The organism is Streptomyces sp. NBC_01116 (assembly GCF_041435495.1).
Lineage (GTDB): Bacteria > Actinomycetota > Actinomycetes > Streptomycetales > Streptomycetaceae > Streptomyces.
Genome location: NZ_CP108644.1, coordinates 646695 through 663514, shown reverse-complemented (window position 1 = coordinate 663514; position 16820 = coordinate 646695). Strand labels below are relative to the sequence as shown.

Genomic DNA, 16820 nt, shown 5'->3' with positions numbered 1-16820 from the left:
AGCAACAAGGAGTGCCGTGGGCGTCAGCCTCAAGGACGTAGCTCAACGGGCGGGCGTGTCCATCAAGACCGTGTCGAACGTGGTCAACAACTACCAGCACGTCACCCCGAAGATGCGGGCCAAGGTCCAGCAGGCGATCGACGAGCTCGGCTACCGGCCGAACCTCACCGCCCGCCACCTCCGCAAGGGCCGCACCGGCATCATCGCCCTCGCCGTCCCCGAATTCGGCAACCCGTACTTCGCGGAGCTGGCCGGCGAGGTCGTCGACGCGGCGGCCCGGCACGACTACACCGTCCTGGTCGACCACACGGCGGGCCTGCGGGAGAAGGAGCTGCTGGTCTGCCAGGGCTTCCGCTCCCACGTCATCGACGGCCTCATCCTCAGCCCCATCCACCTGGAGACCGAGGACCTGATGGCCCGCACCGAGACCGCGCCGCTGGTGCTGCTCGGCGAGCGCGAGTACGAGGCCCCCTACGACCACATCGCCATCGACAACGTGGCCGCCGCCCGCGAGGCCGTCGCCCACCTCGTCGCCCTCGGCCACCGCAGGATCGCCTTCCTCGGCTCCCGCACCGGCCGGGAGCGCCAGCCCGCCCACCTCCGGCTGCGCGGCTGGCGCGAGGAGCTGGCCGCCTCCGGCATCCAGCCCGACGAGTCCCTCGTCGTCGTCACCGACGGTTACGGACGAGAGGACGGCGCGGCGGCGATGGCCTCGCTGCTCGACCGGGGCGAGCGGCCCGACGCCGTGTTCGCGTACAACGACATGATCGCGACGGGGGCCATGCGCACCATCACCGAACGCGGCCTCACCATCCCGGACGACATCGCCGTCGTCGGCTTCGACGACATCGAGGAGAGCCGGTACGGGGCCACCACCCTCACCACCATCGCGCCCGACAAGGCGGCCATCGCCCGGCTCGCCGTCGACAGCCTCGTCGAACGCCTCGCGGGCACCCCCGTCGCCGAACCCCGGCGGCCCCGCCCCGGCTACCGGCTCGTCGTCCGCGAATCCACCACTCCCCGCGAGGCTTCCGGACCGCCCCGCTAGCGACCCCTTGGATCCGCCGTCAACTGCCTTCGAAAGGCGAGCAGTTGACGGCAGATCCCGTCGGGGTCCCTTCCGCACCCCAAGGAACTCCTCATGCCCACCGTGCACCGCAAACCGTTCGGCCGCGCCCACGGGCAGAGCGAGATCGACCTCTGGACCCTCGACTCCGGCACCGGCGTCCGGGCCGAGATCCTCACCTACGGCGGCGTCCTGCACAGCCTCACCGTGCCGGACACCGCGGGCAGCCCCGGCCCGGTCGTCCGCGCGCTGCCCGCGCTCGACGACTACACCGACAGGAACCCCTACTTCGGGGCCGTCGTCGGCCGGTACGCCAACCGCATCGCCCACGGCCGCTTCACCCTCGACGGGGCCACGCACCACATCCCCGCCAACGACCGGGGCCACGCCCTCCACGGGGGCCCCGACGGCTTCCACACCAAGGTCTGGTCCGCCACCGGGGACCGTACCGGCACCGCCGCCGCCCTCCGGCTCACCCTGCGCAGCCCCGACGGCGACATGGGCTTCCCCGGAGCGCTCGACGTCACCGTCACCTACACCCTGGACACCGCCGGGACCCTCTCCGCCGACTACCGGGCCGTCACCGACCGCCCCACCGTCGTCAACCTCACCAACCACTCCTACCTCAACCTCGGCGGCGACGACATCCTCGGCCACACCCTCCAGGTCGACGCCGACGCCTACCTCCCCATCGACCCCGGCTCCATCCCCGAAGGCCCGCCCGCTCCGGTGGCCGGCACCCCGTTCGACCTCACCGCCCCCCGGCGCATCGGTGAACGCCTCGACCGCCCGGACGCCCAACTGCACCGGGCCGGCGGCTTCGACCACTGCTGGGTCCTGCGCCCCGCCGACCCCGGAACCCTGCGCCGGGCCGCCCGCCTCACCGCCCCCGGCGACCTGCGGACCCTGGAGCTCTGGACCACCGAACCCGGCCTCCAGATCTACACCGCCAACCAGCTCGACGGCGCGTTCACCGACGGCACCGGCCGCCGCCACGGCCGCCACGGATCGCTCTGCCTGGAGACCCAGCACCTGCCGGACTCGCCCAACCGCCCCGGCCACCCCACCACCGTGCTGCGCCCCGGCGAGATCCTGCGCAGCCGCACCGAATGGCGCTTCCCGCACCTGCGGCGCCGCGGATAACCGGTTGCGGCCCCCGGCCGCCCCCTGATCTACTCCGCCGGTCCACCGGTACGACCCAGGAGTCCGAAACATGCGCCGAGCCTTCGTGTCCCTCCCGACAGAAACCGACCTTTCTCTCAAGGACATGAAGCTTCGTGCACACGTTGAACCTGGGAATCCTGGCGCATGTCGACGCCGGTAAGACAAGCCTGACCGAGCGGCTCCTCCACACCGCCGGAGCCATCGAGGCCCTCGGCAGCGTCGACGACGGCAGCACCCGCACCGACTCCCTCGCCCTGGAGCGCCGGCGCGGCATCACCATCAAGTCCGCCGTCGTCTCCTTCACCCTCGGCGCCACCACGGTCAACCTGATCGACACCCCCGGCCACCCGGACTTCATCGCCGAGGTGGAGCGGGTCCTCGGCGTGCTCGACGGCGCCGTCCTGGTCGTGTCCGCGGTGGAGGGCGTCCAGGCGCAGACCCGGGTCCTGCTCCGCACCCTGCGCCGACTGCGCATCCCGACCCTGCTGTTCGTCAACAAGACCGACCGGCCCGGCGCACGCTACGGCTCGCTGCTGACGAGCATCACCGAACGGCTCTCCCCGGACATCGTCGCGATGGGCTCCGTCCGGGGCCTCGGCACCCACGGTGCGACGAGCACCCCGTTCACCGGGGCCGATCCCGGCTTCACCGGTGCGCTCACCGACCTGCTCACCCGGCACGACGACGAGCTGCTGAGCGCGTACGTCGACGACCCGGCGGGCCTCACCCGCACCCGGCTCCTCGGGGCGCTGGCCGAACAGACCGCCCGGTGCCTCGTCCACCCGGTCTTCTTCGGCTCCGCCGCCACCGGTGCGGGCATCGACGCCCTGGTCGGCGGCATCACCGGACTGCTGCCCGCCGCCACGGGGGATCCGGAGGCGCCGGCCCGCGGCACGGTGTTCAAGGTCGACCGGACCGCGAACGGCGAGCGGACGGCGTACGTCCGTATGGTCGAGGGGGCCGTGCGCACCCGTGAGGTGCTGCGTTTCCGCAGCCCGGACGGCGAGGAGGGCGAAGGCAAGGTCTCCGCGGTCAGCGTCTTCGAGAACGGCCGTGAGGTGCCGGCGTCCGCGGTCCGCGCCGGCCGGATCGGCAGGCTGAAAGGGCTGGCCGGCATCCGGATCGGCGACAGCGTCGGCGCGGACCGGGCCGGGGCGGGGCGCCGGCACTTCGCCCCGCCGACCCTGGAGACGGTCGTCGTGCCGCGACGCCCCGAGGACCGGGGCGCCCTGCACCTCGCACTCGGCCGTCTCGCCGAACAGGACCCGCTGATCGCCGTCCGCCGCGACGACCTCCGCGGGGAGGTGTCCCTCTCGCTCTACGGGGAGGTGCAGAAGGAGGTCATCCAGACGACTCTGGCCGAGGAGTTCGGCGTGGACGTGATCTTCCGGGGGACCACGACCATCTGCCGGGAACGGCCCGTCGGCTCGGGGACGGCCGCCGAGTTCATCGACACGGACCGCAACCCCTTCCTCGCCACCGTCGGACTGCGCGTCGACCCGGCCCCGTACGGCAGCGGGGTGGAGTTCCGCCGCGAAGTGGAACGCGGCTCCATGCCCCCTTCCCTGGTGCGGGCGGTCGAGGAGACCGTCCGCGCCACTCTGGGCCAGGGCCTGCACGGCTGGCAGGTCACCGATTGCGTGGTCACCCAGACGCATGCCGGCTACAACAGCGTGTCGAGCACGGCGGGCGACTTCCGCGGTCTGACGCCCCTGGTCCTGATGGACGCGCTGCGCCGGGCCGGAACGCGGGTGTACGAGCCGATGCACCGGTTCCGCCTGGAGACGCCCGCGGACGCCTTCGGCGCACTGGTCCCGGTCCTCGCCCGGCTCCGCGCGGAGCCGGGACTCCCCGAGACGCACGGTGCCCTCTGCACCGTGGAGGGCGAGATGCCGGCGGCCCGCGTCCACGAACTCCAGCGGCTGCTTCCGGGGGCGACCCGGGGCGAGGGCGTGCTGGAGTCCGCCTTCGCCGGCCACCGCCCGGTGACCGGCCCGGTTCCGGACCGCCCGCGCACCGACCACGACCCGCTGCACCGCGAGGAGTACCTGCTCCGCACGGTGCGGCGGGTCGCCGACCGAGCCCCCGCTACTTGAGGTAGGGGCCCGCCGCGCCGATCTTCCCCGGCGCTGCGTTCTTCCCGCCGAGGTCCAGGACGTACACGCGCAGGTTGCCCTTCCCGGGGGCCGGGACCGCGAGGGTGCCTCCGGTGACGACCTTCGCGTCCCCCGTCACGGCGTCCTTGTACGTGCCGTTGGGGACGCCGGTGTACGTGGCGCTCCCGGAGACCGTCACCAGGGCGAAGCTGTCGGTGCCGGCCGCCGCGTCGGTGTAGCGGCGCTTGTACGCCATGGAGCCGCTGATGCCCTCCGTGGAGTACTGGCCCATCTGGAGTGCCGGCACCGCGCGCCGGATCTCGTTGAGCCGCTGGAGGTGCCGTGCCAGCGGTGCGGCCAGGGTGTCCGCGACCTTCCCGGTGGCCGAGGACACCTTGCCGAAGTCCGAGGCCGTCACCTCACCGGCCAGGTGGTCCCCGAAGTAGGCCCGCCCGGTCGTCGCCAGGGGGCACGTCGGCCCGCAGTCGATCTTCTTCCCCCTCTGGAACTCGATCTCGGAGCCGTAGTAGAGCGTCGGGATGCCCCGGAAGGTCCACATCAGCGACATGTTCTCGGCCCAGGCGTCCGTGCCGCCCGCGTACCGCTCGCTGCTCTTGTTGGGCCCGTAGTCGTGGCTGTCGACATAGACGACGTTGTAGGTGGCGTCGTTGGTCGCGTCGTCGGAGTCCTTGCCGTTGTGGTAGGCGTTGTTCGCGTCCCCGAAGTTCATGTGCATCCGCATGTCGATGATGTTCATCCCGGAGGCCCGGCTGCGGTCGGGGGCGTGGTAGGCGTTGCCCTTGAGGAAGGCGTTGTCGGAGACGGGCTGCGCCGCCGTGCCCTGCTGCTGCTCGTGGTCGTACATCTCCAGGGCGGCCTTCTCGTCGTCCGCGCTGTACTCCTTGCGCTCCTTCCAGGTGAAGAACTGCGCCGAGTGGTTGACCGAACCACGGTTCCACTTGTCGTTGACGAAGGCGGCGACCTCACCGAAGACGAAGAAGTTCTCCGCCGCACCGGCCCCGAACCGCTGGGTGACCCGCTCCTGGATGGCGGGCAGGAAACGGCGGTTCCAGGTGGTGCGGGGGATGTGCACCGCCGTGTCGAGCCGGAAGCCGTCGACGCCCATGTCGATGTACTTGTTGTACGCGCCGATCAGATAGTTCTGGACCTGGGCGTTCTCGGTGTTGAAGTCGGCGAGGTCGTCGTGCAGCCAGCAGGAGCGGGAGTCCTCGCCCTCCCAGTTGCCGATCCAGCAGTTGTGGTAGAGCGCTTTCGGGAACATGCCCGAAGTGGGGTTCGGCCACTGGCAGTTGTAGATGCGGTAGCCCTCCGGCGAGGTGTGTCCGGTGGGCGTGCCCCAGTTGAGGCAGGTGTTGCCGGACGGTTCGGCCGTGGACCACAGGTCACCGTTGTAGTACGACTTCCCCGACTTCGGCTCGACGGTGAGGCCGTCGTACGTGAAGGCGTCGTCCTTCTCGTCGTAGTACCAGCTCCACTGGGCGTCGCGCACCCCGTAGGCCTTCGGGGTGAACAGTCCCTTGGCGCCCCAGCGCGAGGAGTGGTTGTGGACCACGTCCTGGTAGATCTTCATACCCTTGGCGTGCGCCGCGTTGATGAGGTCCTGGTACGAGGCCCCGGCGGACTCCAGCCTCGGGTCGACCTTGTAGAAGTCGTAGCCGTGGTAGCCGTGGTAGTCGTAGTCCGAGCGGTTGAGCACGACCGGGGTGATCCAGATCGCGGAGAATCCGAGCCCCTTGACGTAGTCGAGCTTCTGCACGAGCCCCTTGAAGTCGCCCCGGAACATGGGGTCGTCGTTGGCGGCGTTGCCGGACTTCCGGTGCTGGCTGCCGCCCCGGTTGTTCGTGCTGTCGCCGTCGTTGAAGCGGGCGGTGAGCACGAAGTAGACGGGGTCCTTACGGGGGTCGGTGCCCAGCGGCGTGCCGGCCGGCGGTGCGGTGGGCTTGTCGCCGGTGGTGGCGGAGGCGGGGGCGGATTCGGGCGAGACGTTCCCGGCGGCGTCGACGGCCCGGACGGTGTAGCGGTAGGCGGTCCGCGCCTCCAGTCCGGTGTCGGAGAACACGGTCGAGGTGGTGTCGGTGACCACCGTGCCCTTCGTGCCGCCGGTCCGAACTACCTGATACTTCGTCACACCCCGGTCGTCCGTGGCGGGTTCCCAGGTGACCACCACGGCGACCCCGTCGGCGGCGGCCTTCACCGCGGTGGGCGCGGTGGGCGCCTCGGTGTCGGGTTCCTCGGCGGCGCACGGGTCCTTCGCCGAGGGGGTCACCTTGCGGTCCTTCACCGTGGTGAGCCCGGTCGCCAGGGTGTAGTCGTTGCCGTTGTTGTTGTCCCACACGCCGTTGCCGTTGTTGAACGTCGCCTGGAGGCCGGTGGCGCTGCCCAGATCCACCGTGCGTTTCACCCAGCCGGTGCAGGCGGCTTCCATGCCGATGCCGGGGACGGTCGTCCAGGCTCCACCGTGCGGTCGGTAGTGCAGGTTGACGGTGGGCCAGCCGACGGTGGAGGTCGCGTAGTAGACCGACGCCGCGTTCGGCCCCTGGGGCTCCTCCGGCTCCTCGGGCCCCGTGCCCGCGCACGGGTCGCTGTGCGCCACGACGCCGTCCTGGACGGTGATGTTCCCGGTGCCCAGGTCGTAGTTCCTTCCCGCGTTGTTGTCCCAGGTGCCCGAGCCGTCGGTGAAGGTCGTCTTCAGTCCGCCCGCGCCTCCGAGGGGGACCGTCAGCCTGACCCAGTCGGTGCAGGCGGCCTCCATCCGGGTGCCGGGCACGGCGGTCCAGGAGCCGCCGTCGGGGGAGTAGTGCAGGTAGTACGACGACCAGTTCCGGGTCTTCGTGGAGTAGAAGACGGTCGCCGTGGTCGCGGCGGAGGCCGAGGCCGCGACGGGCGCGGTGGCCGGGTCGGGAACGGGCCGTGGCGCGGCGGCGAGGAGTCCCAGCAGCCCGGCCGCTGCCACGGCCGCCGCGAGCGGGCGTCTCGGCAGCCGGTGAGGGGTGCGTCTCATGCGTGTCTCCAGGGGGAGGGGGAGAACCCTGACGCGCCTCGGGGTTCGGCGGGCGAGCACGATCCGATGGCAAGTTCCGCCGGAATCTTGCTGCAATTCCTTGCGGGGAGGAAGTTACCGGTGCATGACAGGTGCGTAAAGGGATCCGGCAGCACCTCCTCGCCGGAATGGACGGGCCGGCGCGGGCGTTCGCACGGTCATGACCTTCTCCGTTGACGTGACCGTGCGGGGCTACGAGCTCGACACCCAGGGCCACCTGAACCAGGCCGTCTACCTCCAGTACGCGGAGCACGCGCGCTGGGAGCTGCTGCGGGCCGCCGGGCTGCCCCAGGAGAAGCTGCTGGCCGACGGGATCGGCCCGGTGCAGCTGGAGGTGACGGTCAAGTACCGCCGCGAGCTGCGTGGCGGCGAGCGGGTACGCGTGACCTGCCGGTTCGACTACGGCACGGGCAAGACGTTCACGATGGAGCAGCACATCGTCAAGGAGGACGGCACGGTGGCCGCCGAGATCACCGGAGTGGCCGGCGTCCTCGACCTGACCGAACGCCGGCTCGTCCCGGACCCGCGAAGCCGGCTCGCCGCCCTGGCCGACAACCCCGATCTGCTGACCGGCTGACCGGCGGGGAGCCCAGAGCGGTCAGAGGCGGCAGCTGATTTCGAGGCCGTCCTCCACGGGGAAGGTGACGCTCTGGTAGCCGTTGCCGGTGTCGCGGACGTGGTCGAGGTACGGGACCAGTGCGGTGAGGTCCACGTCGTCGGCCACGACGAGGGTGCCGGGGGCGATGTGGGGCTCCAGGAGTCGCAGGACGGGCAGGCAGAGGTCCTTCCAGCCGTCCAGGAACAGGAAGTCGACGGGTTGCCGCAGCGCGGCGAGCGTCTGCAGGGCGTCTCCCTCCAGGAGGGTGACCACGTCGTCGAGGCCGGTGGCCGTGAAGGTGTCGCGGGCGGCGGCGGCCTTCGCCGCGTTCATCTCGGTGGTGATGACGTGCCCCGAGCCGTTGTCGCGAACGGCGGCCGCCAGGTGGAGAGTGGAGATGCCGTAGGAGGTGCCGAACTCGACGACGGTGTTCGGCCTGGTGGCGCGGACGAGGTTGTAGAGGAGTCTGCCGCCGTCGGCCGAGATCGGCATGTAGATCTCCCGGTTCGCGTCGGCGAGTTCCTGCGCCGTCAGCGCTCCTCGGTCGTCGGGCCGGAGGCTTCGCACGCGTGCCGCGGCCTCGTCGTCACGGGCGGCGGCTTCGAACATGCGGGTCAGGGCGGAGCGGAGGCGCGGCTCCGCGAGGGTGTGGGTGTCTGCGGTCATGGTGCGGGCTCCTGGAGGTCCGGGCGCTGAGAGCGGTGGCGGTGGGGAGAGCGGAAAGCGTGGGCCGATCGCTATTTCGAGGCACCGTGCACCGTAAAGCTACCACCATTCGATGCACGGTGTCTCGTTTATAGTGGGGGCATGGTTCAGGAAAGCGGCCGTGGCAGGCCCCGCAGTGAGAGCGCACGGGCGGCCGTGCTGCACGCCGTCGACGACCTTCTGGTCGAAGTCGGGTACGCGGCACTGACCATGAAGGGCATCGCGGAACGCGCCGGAGTGGGCCGGCAGACCGTGTACCGCTGGTGGTCGAACAAGGCCGAGGTCCTCTACGAGGCCAGCGTCATCGACGCCCGGCAGGAGCTCGCGGTCCCCCTCACCGGAGTCGCCCGCGACGACCTCACGGCCTATCTCGACGCCCTCACCGGCTTCCTCGCGCACTCGCACGCGGGAGCGGCCTACCGAGCCCTTCTGGGGGAGGCCCAGCACGACGCGGACGTGGCCGCCCTCCTGGCGTCCGGCGACGTCCTCGGCGAGAGCGCGGCCGCGGTGGCGGCCCCGCTGCTGGAGGGCCGCGGCGACGATCTGTCGCTGGAGCAGGCGACCGCCCTGCTGATCGGCCCCGTGTTCTTCCACGTCCTGTCCGGTCGGGATCCCGAGGGCGTCGACACCGAGCAGCAGGTGGAGCGGTTCCTGCGCGCCTTCGCCGCGGACTGATGCCGGTGGCTCCCGCCGGCATCAGTCCGCGGCCTCCTCCCGCCGCCCCGTTTCCGCTCTCCACCCCCGCATGTGAAGGGACAAGCCGACGCCCATGTCCGTAGCCGCGAAGGAATCAGTCGTCCGGGCCCCGGGCATCCCGCACCTGTTGGTGACGGTGCTGTTCTGCTTCTCCGGATTCGCCCTCCTGCTCCCGGTCTCACCGGCGTGGGCCGTCGAGGGAGGGGCGGACGAGTTCGGCGCCGGACTCGTCACCGCCGTCCTGATGGCCGCCACGGTCCTGACCCAGCTGTTCGTCAGGACCATGCTGCGCAGGCTCGGGTGGACCCGCACTCTCGTCCTCGGCGCACTGCTGCTCGGCCTGCCCTCGCTCCTCCAGGCCCTCAGCGACCAACTGCTGCCCGTCCTGCTGACGACCGCCCTGCGGGGAGCGGGCTTCGGCATCGTCACCGTCTGCGGCGCCACCGCCGCGGCCGTACTGGCCCCGCGGGGACGCCAGGGGGCGGTCATCGGCCTCTACGGTCTCGCCGTCGCCCTGCCCCAGGTCGTCCTGACCCCGGCGGCCCCCTGGCTGACCGACACGTTCGCCCTGCCCGCGGTCATCGCCTGCGGCGTTCTCCCCGTCCTCGCCCTGCCCTGGGCGCGCTCCCTCGGCCGCGCCGTGGAGGACCGCGCCGACGGTCCGGCGTCCCCGGGTGGCCCCGCCCGGAACCCCGCCCCCGCCGTCGCGGTGCTCCGACGCATCCGGCGGCCCCTGGCCGTGCTGCTCCTGGTCACGGCGGCCGGCGGAGCCGTCCTCACCTTCGCCCCGCAGTTCACCGCCACCCCCGCGCTCGCCGCCACGGGGCTGTTCGCCCTCACCGCCACCGCCGCACTGGCCCGTTGGGGGTGCGGAGAACTCGCCGACCGGATCGCCCTGCGGCCCATCACCGGAATCCTCGCCCTCACCGCGTGCGCGGGCCTGGCGCTGACCGCGTCGGGCGTCGGATCGGACCGTACCCCGGCGCTGCTGGCCGGCCTGCTTCTCCTGGGGGCGGCGTACGGAGGGCTCCAGAGCCTCACCCTCGTCCAGGCGTTCGACCGCGCGGGCGTGGAGAACCGGCATGCCGCCTCGGTCGCGTGGAACATCGGCTACGACGCGGGTACCGGCCTCGGGGCCCTCATGCTGGGCGTGGCGGCACACGTGGCCACCTTCTCCGCCGGCTTCACCGTCCTGTCCGCGCTGATGGCACTCGCGGGCCTGGCCGTTCTCCTCACCGGCCGCAACGAGCCCCTCGACCCTCAGGGGAACCGCGGCCCGCGTGCACCCAGGACGAAGCGCCCGTCCCTCGGCAAGCGCTGAGACCGGCGTCCACCCCCTCGGCTCCGAGGCGCGCCCGGCCGCCCGGCCACGGGCGCCGTGGGCTGCCGGACCGGGCGGACCGGGCGGACCGGGCGGACCGGACCGCGCTGATCGGAACCGGACGGATCGGACCGGCGACGACGGGACGGTGGGTGCCCTCCCGGACGTCCTCCGGGACGCCCACCCGGGCGCCCGCCGCCGTCGGCCGTATCCGCGCGCGCCCGGTCAGGCGGCGGTGCCGACGACCAGATGATCGCCCGGGATGCCGGCCTTGCCCGGTGCGTAGTAGTCCTTGATCCCGGCGACCCACGTCTCCACCCGGATCCGGTCCCCGTCGTTGGGCTCGAAGGCGTCGAAGAGCGCGTCGATGTTCGCGGGCTCGAACCCGATGGCCGTCATCAGCGCCATGAACAGCGGCCGCTCGATCAGACCGTCGCCGTCCGGGTCGCCGAGCGCGGCCAGCGCCTCGGCGAACACCCCGACGGTCGCGTCGAACCGCTCCGGCGACAGCACGCAGGCGGTGAACTCCTCGAAGGTGACCTCGCCGTCGCCATCGGCGTCCAGCTCGGTGCGCAGCGTCGTCCAGTACCGCCGGAACGCCGCACGCATCGCGTCCTTCGCCGCCCGGTCCGACGCGTGCGCCTCCCGGACGACGCGGTCGGCCATGAGGTCGAAGTCGTCCGCCTCCAGGACTCCGTTGGCGTTGGCGTCGAACAGGGAGAAGACGAGCGTGACCCGCCTGGTGGCCTCAGTGCCCATGAATCCGTCACCTTTCTCCGCATGTCACGTTCCCTCCGACCGCGGCCCGGTGCCCGGTCGGCCCACCCACTGTCCGTCGAAGAGCGGCATCCGCGGCGAAAGCCGTGGTTCTTTCACCTGAAGGACGTAACTGACCTGCGTAAACGTCAAGTTGAGGCAGAGGGAGGGGCTCGCCGGACCCGCGCGCCCCCGGGCCTCCGAGAGCTGCCCCGTACCCTTAGGCTGAGCCGATGCGCGCCCCGTCCGCCGTGAGCGGCCCCCGTACGACCGAGGTCCGTCTGCCATGACCAGCGAGACCCGGACGCTGCCCGCGTTCGCTCCCGGTTCGGTGGACACCTCCTTCGTCATCGCCGGCTACGACGAGGTCGTCACCCACGACACGCTCTGGGACGCGCACTCCCACCCCTTCCACGAACTGCTCTGGAACGAGCGCGGCGCCTCCACCGCGGTGGTCGGGAGCCGGATCTGGACGATCACCCCGGCCCTGGGCCTGTGGATGCCCGCGGGAACCCTGCACGCCGGATCGGCGACCGCCGGGACCTGGTTCCGGGCGAGCTTCTTCGGTTTCCGTACCACCGCGTCGATCTCCGCCACGCCGGTCGCCGTCGAGATCACCCCGCTGCTGCGCCTGCTGCTGGAACGGCTCGGCGAACCCGGACTCACGGCCGCCTCGCGCGCCGCGACCGAGGCGCTGGTGCTCGACGTCCTCGTACCGTCGCCCCGTGAACTGCTCGTGCGGGTCCCGGCCTCCGAGCTGCTCCGCCCGATCGCCGAAGCGGTGCGCGAGGATCCGGCCGACCGGCGGACGCTGGCCGACTGGGCGTCCGCCCTCGGCGTCAGCGCCCGTACGGTCACCCGGGCGTTCACCGCCGAGACGGGCACGAGCTTCGTGCGCTGGGTGGCGGCGGTCCGCGCCCAGCACGCCATCGGCCTGCTGACCCGGGGACGGGACGTGGAGGACGTGGCCGAACAGGTCGGCTACCGCTCGGCGAGCGCGTTCGGCGCCGCCTTCCGGCGTACGACGGGACTCACCCCGGGGACCTTCCGGCCGGAATGACGGCCCGACCCCGTGTCCGTATCGCTACAGGGCATGTCCCAAACGGTTGATTGCGACAGCCGGGTCGATTCTCATAGGGTTCGAAGGCAAGCCTTACCTAAGCCGATGCCGCACGCGCCGCGCACCGATCCATGACGGCTGCGCACGCCCCGACGTGCGAGAAGCGGTACCCCGACATCCGGAAAGCCGGGTACACACCCATGTCTTCACACCGCCTCCCCCTGCTCGTCGTGGCGGCCGCCCTCGTCGGCGTCTCCGCCTGCGCCGGGACCACCGACGCCGGGAACAAGGACGACGAAAGCCGTTCCGGCGGGTTCCCCCTGACCGTCGAGCACGCCCTGGGCAAGACCACCATCCCGGCGAAGCCGAAGCGCGTCGCGACCGTCAACTGGGCCAACCACGAAGTGCCGCTCGCGCTCGGCGTCGTGCCCGTCGGCATGGCCGCGGCCAACTTCGGCGACGACAACGACGACGGCGTGCTGCCCTGGGTCGAGGAGAGGCTCGACGAGCTGAAGGCGAAGACGCCGGTGCTCTTCGACGAGACCGACGGCATCGACTTCGAGGCCGTGGCGGACACGAAGCCGGACGTCATCCTGGCCGCGTACTCGGGTCTGACCAAGAAGGACTACGAGACCCTCAGCGAGATCGCCCCGGTCGTCGCCTACCCGGACGCCGCCTGGGCGACGCCGTGGCGCGAGATCGTCCGGACGAACAGCACGGCGATCGGGCTGGCCGACGAGGGCGAGAAGCTGATCGAGAAGCTCGACGGGGACATAGCGAAGACCGCCGCGAAGTACCCGCAGCTCAAGGGCAAGTCGGCGATGTTCATGACGCACGTCGACCCCAACGACGTCAGCCAGGTCGGCTTCTACACCGCCCACGACACCCGCACCCAGTTCTTCCAGGACCTCGGGATGAAGATCCCCGGAAGCATCGCGAATGCGTCCGAGGGCACGGACAAGTTCGCCCTCACCAAGAGCGCCGAGCAGATCGACGCGTTCGACGACGTCGACATCATCACCGGCTACGGCGACGACACCGGTGAGCTGCTGAAGACGGTCTCCGAGGACCCGCTGCTCTCCAAGATCCCCGCCGTCGAGCGCGGCTCCGTCTACCTGCTGCCCGGCACCAGCCCGCTGGCCACGGCCGCCAACCCGACGCCGCTGTCGATCGGTTACGTGCTGGACGACTACGCCGCCGCGCTCGCCGAGGCCGCGGACAAGGTCAAGTGACCGAGCCCGACACCCGTACCCCGCCGGACGTCGTCACCAGACGTCCGGCGGGCGTGCGCCTGCTGTGGGTCCTGCTCTCCGTACTCGCCCTGGCGGCGGTCATGGTCGCGTCCGTCGCCATCGGCTCCCGCGACGTCCCCTGGTCCGACGTCGTCGCGGCGCTCGGCGGCGCGGACGACACCCTGGGCCGGGCGGCGGCGACGAAGCGCATCCCGCGCACCGTGCTCGCCGTCGTCATCGGCGCCGCACTCGGGCTCGCGGGCGGCGTGATGCAGGGCGTGACCCGTAACCCGCTGGCCGACCCCGGCATCCTCGGCGTCAACATGGGGGCGTCCCTCGCCGTCGTCACCGCGGTCGCGTTCTTCGGGCTCACCTCGCCCACCGGATACGTCTGGACCGCCGTCCTGGGCGCGGCCCTCGCCGCCCTGTTCGTCTACACCGTCGGAACCCTCGGCAGAGGAGGGGCGACCCCGCTCAAGCTGGCCCTCGCCGGAGCCGCCACCTCCGCGGCCTTCGCCTCGCTCGTCAGCGCGATCATCCTGCCGCGCAACGACATCGCCGGAAGCTTCAAGCTCTGGCAGATCGGCGGCGTCGGCGGCGCGTCCTTCGAACGCATCGGCCAGGTCGCGCCGTTCCTCGCGGTCGGCTTCGCCGTCTGCCTGCTCTCCGCCCGGGCCCTCAACTCCCTCGCCCTGGGCGACGATCTGGCGGCCGGACTCGGCGAACGCGTCGCCGTGGCACGGGCGATGGCCGCCCTCGGAGCCGTCCTGCTGTGCGGAGCGGCCACCGCCGTCGCCGGACCGATCGGCTTCGTCGGGCTCGTCGTCCCGCACACCTGCCGACTGCTCGTCGGCGTCGACCACCGTTGGCTCCTGCCGCTCTCCACGGTGCTCGGCGCGGTCCTGCTCACCGCTGCCGACGTCGTCGGCCGGATCGTGGCACGCCCCTCGGAGATCGACGTCGGCATCGTGACCGCACTGATCGGGGCCCCCTTCTTCATCTACATCGTCCGCCGACAGAAGGTACGTGCCCTGTGAGCGCACCCGTCCTCACCCGGCGGCCGTCCGTCGAGGCCGCCACCCGCCGCCGTGTGCGCGGCGCCTCGCGCCGCCGCCGGGTCGTCCTGGCGCTGCTGCTCCTCGTCCTCGCCGCGTTCGCCGTGACGCTCATGGCGGGCCGGACCTTCTACCCGCCCGGCGACGTGTTCCGGGTGGTCCTCGGGGAGCAGGTGCCGGGCGCGTCGTTCACGGTGGGCCGGCTGCGGCTGCCCCGCGCGGTCCTCGCCGCTGTGGCCGGATTCAGCTTCGGCCTGGCCGGGGTCACCTTCCAGACGATGCTCCGCAACCCGCTCGCCAGCCCCGACATCATCGGCATCAGCTCCGGGGCGAGCGCCGCCGCGGCCATCGCCATCGTCACCCTGTCGCTCGGCGAGGTCCAGGTCTCCGTCCTCGCCATCGCCGCCGGCCTCGGCGTCGCCCTGCTGGTGTACTCCCTGGCGTTCAAGGGCGGTGTCGTCGGCACCCGGCTCATCCTGATCGGCATCGGGATCTCCGCGATGCTCGACAGCATCACCTCCTACGTCCTGTCCCGGGCCGCCGAATGGGACCTCCAGGAAGCGATGCGCTGGCTGACCGGCAGCCTCAACGGAGCCACCTGGGAGCAGGCCGTCCCCGCGCTCGTCGCGGCGGCGGTCCTGACCCCGCTGCTGCTGGGCCAGGCCCGCAACCTCTCCGCGCTCCAGCTCGGCGACGACACCGCCTCCGCCCTCGGCGTACGCGTGGAGCGCACCCGGATCACGGTGATCGTCGCCGCCGTCGGGCTGATCGCCTTCGCCACGGCGGCGGCCGGACCCATCGCGTTCGTAGCGTTCCTCTCCGGCCCCATCGCGGCCCGGATCACCGGAGCGGGCGGCTCCCTGCTGGTGCCCGCCGGGCTCGTCGGCTCGCTGCTCGTCCTCGTCGCCGACTTCACCGGCCAGTTCGCCTTCGGCGAGCGCTACCCGGTCGGCGTCGTCACCGGCGTCCTCGGAGCCCCCTACCTCGTCTACCTGATCATCCGCACCAACCGGGCGGGAGGCTCGCTATGACCACGCACCACCGACTGACCGCCGAAGGACTCACCCTCGGCTACGGCGACCGCACCGTCGTCGACTCCCTCGATCTGGCCGTACCGCCCGGCCGGATCACCGTGATCGTGGGCGCCAACGCCTGCGGCAAGTCGACGCTGCTGCGCTCCATGTCCCGACTGCTCGCCCCCCGGGCCGGCCGCGTCGTCCTGGACGGCAAGGAGGTGCACCGGCTGCCCGCCAAGGAGCTGGCCCGCACCCTCGGCCTGCTGCCGCAGTCGCCTGTCGCGCCCGAGGGCATCACCGTCTCCGACCTCGTCGGCCGGGGCCGCCACCCCCATCAGTCCGTCTTCTCCCGCTGGAACGAGAAGGACGACGCCGCCGTGGCCGCCGCCCTGGAGGCCACCCACACCGAACCGCTCGCCGAACGCGCGGTGGACGAACTCTCCGGCGGCCAGCGCCAGCGCGTCTGGATCGCCATGGCCCTCGCCCAGCAGACCGAGCTGCTGCTGCTCGACGAGCCGACCACCTTCCTCGACGCCAGCCACCAGATCGAGGTCCTCGACCTCCTGACCGACCTGAACCGCTCGCGCGGCACCACCATCGTGATGGTTTTGCACGACCTCAACCTCGCCGCCCGGTACGCGGACCACCTGATCGCCCTCGCCGACGGCGGGCTCCACGCCTCCGGCACCCCGGCCGAGGTGCTCACCGAGGAGTCCGTACGGGCCGTTTTCGATCTCGACAGCCGCATCATCGAGGACCCCGTGTCGGGCCGGCCCCTGATGCTCCCGATCGGCCGCCACCACGTCCTGGACCGGGCCGGGACGCTGCCCGTCGGGGAGCCGACCGCGTGAACGCCGGGGCGTACGCCCCCTGATCGGCTGACTGCGGCGTGTCACTGACATGTTTCGAAGAGTGACGGGGCACAGAGGGTAGGTCGGGCGCCGGGCTCCGGTCCGGCACACGCCCTTTTCCTCGAAGCGGTCATTGGGAGAAC

Annotated in this window: 14 protein-coding genes; 11 read left to right on the top strand and 3 right to left on the bottom strand. The window is 71.7% G+C overall.

Features of this window, described 5'->3' with window-relative positions:
• Positions 1-16: 16 nt before the first annotated feature.
• The 3 genes from OG245_RS02680 (at position 17) to OG245_RS02670 (ending at position 4326) form a co-directional block, all read left to right on the top strand.
• Positions 17-1048: a LacI family DNA-binding transcriptional regulator gene (locus tag OG245_RS02680; RefSeq protein ID WP_371621926.1), complete on the top strand. Its 1032-nt coding sequence runs from the start codon at positions 17-19 to the stop codon at positions 1046-1048.
• Positions 1049-1141: 93 nt separating this feature from the next.
• Entirely contained in the window at positions 1142-2209 is a 1068-nt protein-coding gene (locus tag OG245_RS02675) for an aldose epimerase family protein (RefSeq protein WP_371621925.1), read from the top strand.
• A gap of 134 nt (positions 2210-2343) precedes the next feature.
• Positions 2344-4326 (top strand): GTP-binding protein, encoded by a 1983-nt coding sequence (locus OG245_RS02670; protein ID WP_371621924.1) that lies wholly within the window; start codon positions 2344-2346, stop codon positions 4324-4326.
• Here OG245_RS02670 and OG245_RS02665 read toward each other — a convergent pair.
• Positions 4319-7348, bottom strand: a complete 3030-nt coding sequence (locus OG245_RS02665; protein ID WP_371621923.1) for a carbohydrate binding domain-containing protein — start codon at positions 7346-7348, stop codon at positions 4319-4321. The genes OG245_RS02670 and OG245_RS02665 overlap by 8 nt on opposite strands.
• 199 nt (positions 7349-7547) lie before the next feature.
• On the opposite strand from OG245_RS02665, the gene OG245_RS02660 reads away from it, so the two are divergent.
• Positions 7548-7964 (top strand): acyl-CoA thioesterase, encoded by a 417-nt coding sequence (locus OG245_RS02660; protein WP_371621922.1) that lies wholly within the window; start codon positions 7548-7550, stop codon positions 7962-7964.
• 21 nt (positions 7965-7985) lie between these two features.
• On the opposite strand, the gene OG245_RS02655 is transcribed toward OG245_RS02660, so the two are convergent.
• Positions 7986-8651, bottom strand: a complete 666-nt coding sequence (locus tag OG245_RS02655; RefSeq protein WP_371621921.1) for an O-methyltransferase — start codon at positions 8649-8651, stop codon at positions 7986-7988.
• Between the two features lie 141 nt (positions 8652-8792).
• Between OG245_RS02655 and OG245_RS02650 the strand changes: the two genes are divergently transcribed.
• Positions 8793-9365, top strand: a complete 573-nt coding sequence (locus OG245_RS02650; RefSeq protein ID WP_371621920.1) for a TetR/AcrR family transcriptional regulator — start codon at positions 8793-8795, stop codon at positions 9363-9365.
• Positions 9366-9459: 94 nt separating this feature from the next.
• Positions 9460-10707, top strand: a complete 1248-nt coding sequence (locus OG245_RS02645) for an MFS transporter (protein WP_371621919.1) — start codon at positions 9460-9462, stop codon at positions 10705-10707.
• Positions 10708-10932: 225 nt separating this feature from the next.
• Here OG245_RS02645 and OG245_RS02640 read toward each other — a convergent pair whose 3' ends face one another.
• Complete coding sequence (locus OG245_RS02640) at positions 10933-11466, bottom strand: EF-hand domain-containing protein (protein ID WP_371621918.1); 534 nt, start codon at positions 11464-11466, stop codon at positions 10933-10935.
• 283 nt (positions 11467-11749) lie between these two features.
• On the opposite strand from OG245_RS02640, the gene OG245_RS02635 reads away from it, so the two are divergent.
• The 5 genes from OG245_RS02635 (at position 11750) to OG245_RS02615 (ending at position 16677) form a co-directional block, all read left to right on the top strand.
• Positions 11750-12523 (top strand): AraC family transcriptional regulator, encoded by a 774-nt coding sequence (locus tag OG245_RS02635; RefSeq protein WP_371621917.1) that lies wholly within the window; start codon positions 11750-11752, stop codon positions 12521-12523.
• 200 nt (positions 12524-12723) lie between these two features.
• The gene (locus tag OG245_RS02630; RefSeq protein ID WP_371621916.1) at positions 12724-13755 is read left to right on the top strand and encodes an iron-siderophore ABC transporter substrate-binding protein; all 1032 of its coding nucleotides are present in this window, start codon (positions 12724-12726) and stop codon (positions 13753-13755) included.
• The gene (locus OG245_RS02625) at positions 13752-14792 is read left to right on the top strand and encodes a FecCD family ABC transporter permease (protein ID WP_371621915.1); all 1041 of its coding nucleotides are present in this window, start codon (positions 13752-13754) and stop codon (positions 14790-14792) included. Before OG245_RS02630 ends, OG245_RS02625 begins: the two co-directional genes overlap by 4 nt.
• Positions 14789-15841 (top strand): FecCD family ABC transporter permease, encoded by a 1053-nt coding sequence (locus OG245_RS02620; protein ID WP_371621914.1) that lies wholly within the window; start codon positions 14789-14791, stop codon positions 15839-15841. Before OG245_RS02625 ends, OG245_RS02620 begins: the two co-directional genes overlap by 4 nt.
• Positions 15838-16677 carry an ABC transporter ATP-binding protein gene (locus tag OG245_RS02615; RefSeq protein WP_371621913.1) on the top strand — a complete coding sequence of 280 codons (840 nt, stop codon included), beginning with the start codon at positions 15838-15840 and terminating at the stop codon, positions 16675-16677. The genes OG245_RS02620 and OG245_RS02615 overlap by 4 nt, the downstream gene beginning before the upstream one ends.
• Positions 16678-16820: the final 143 nt, after the last annotated feature.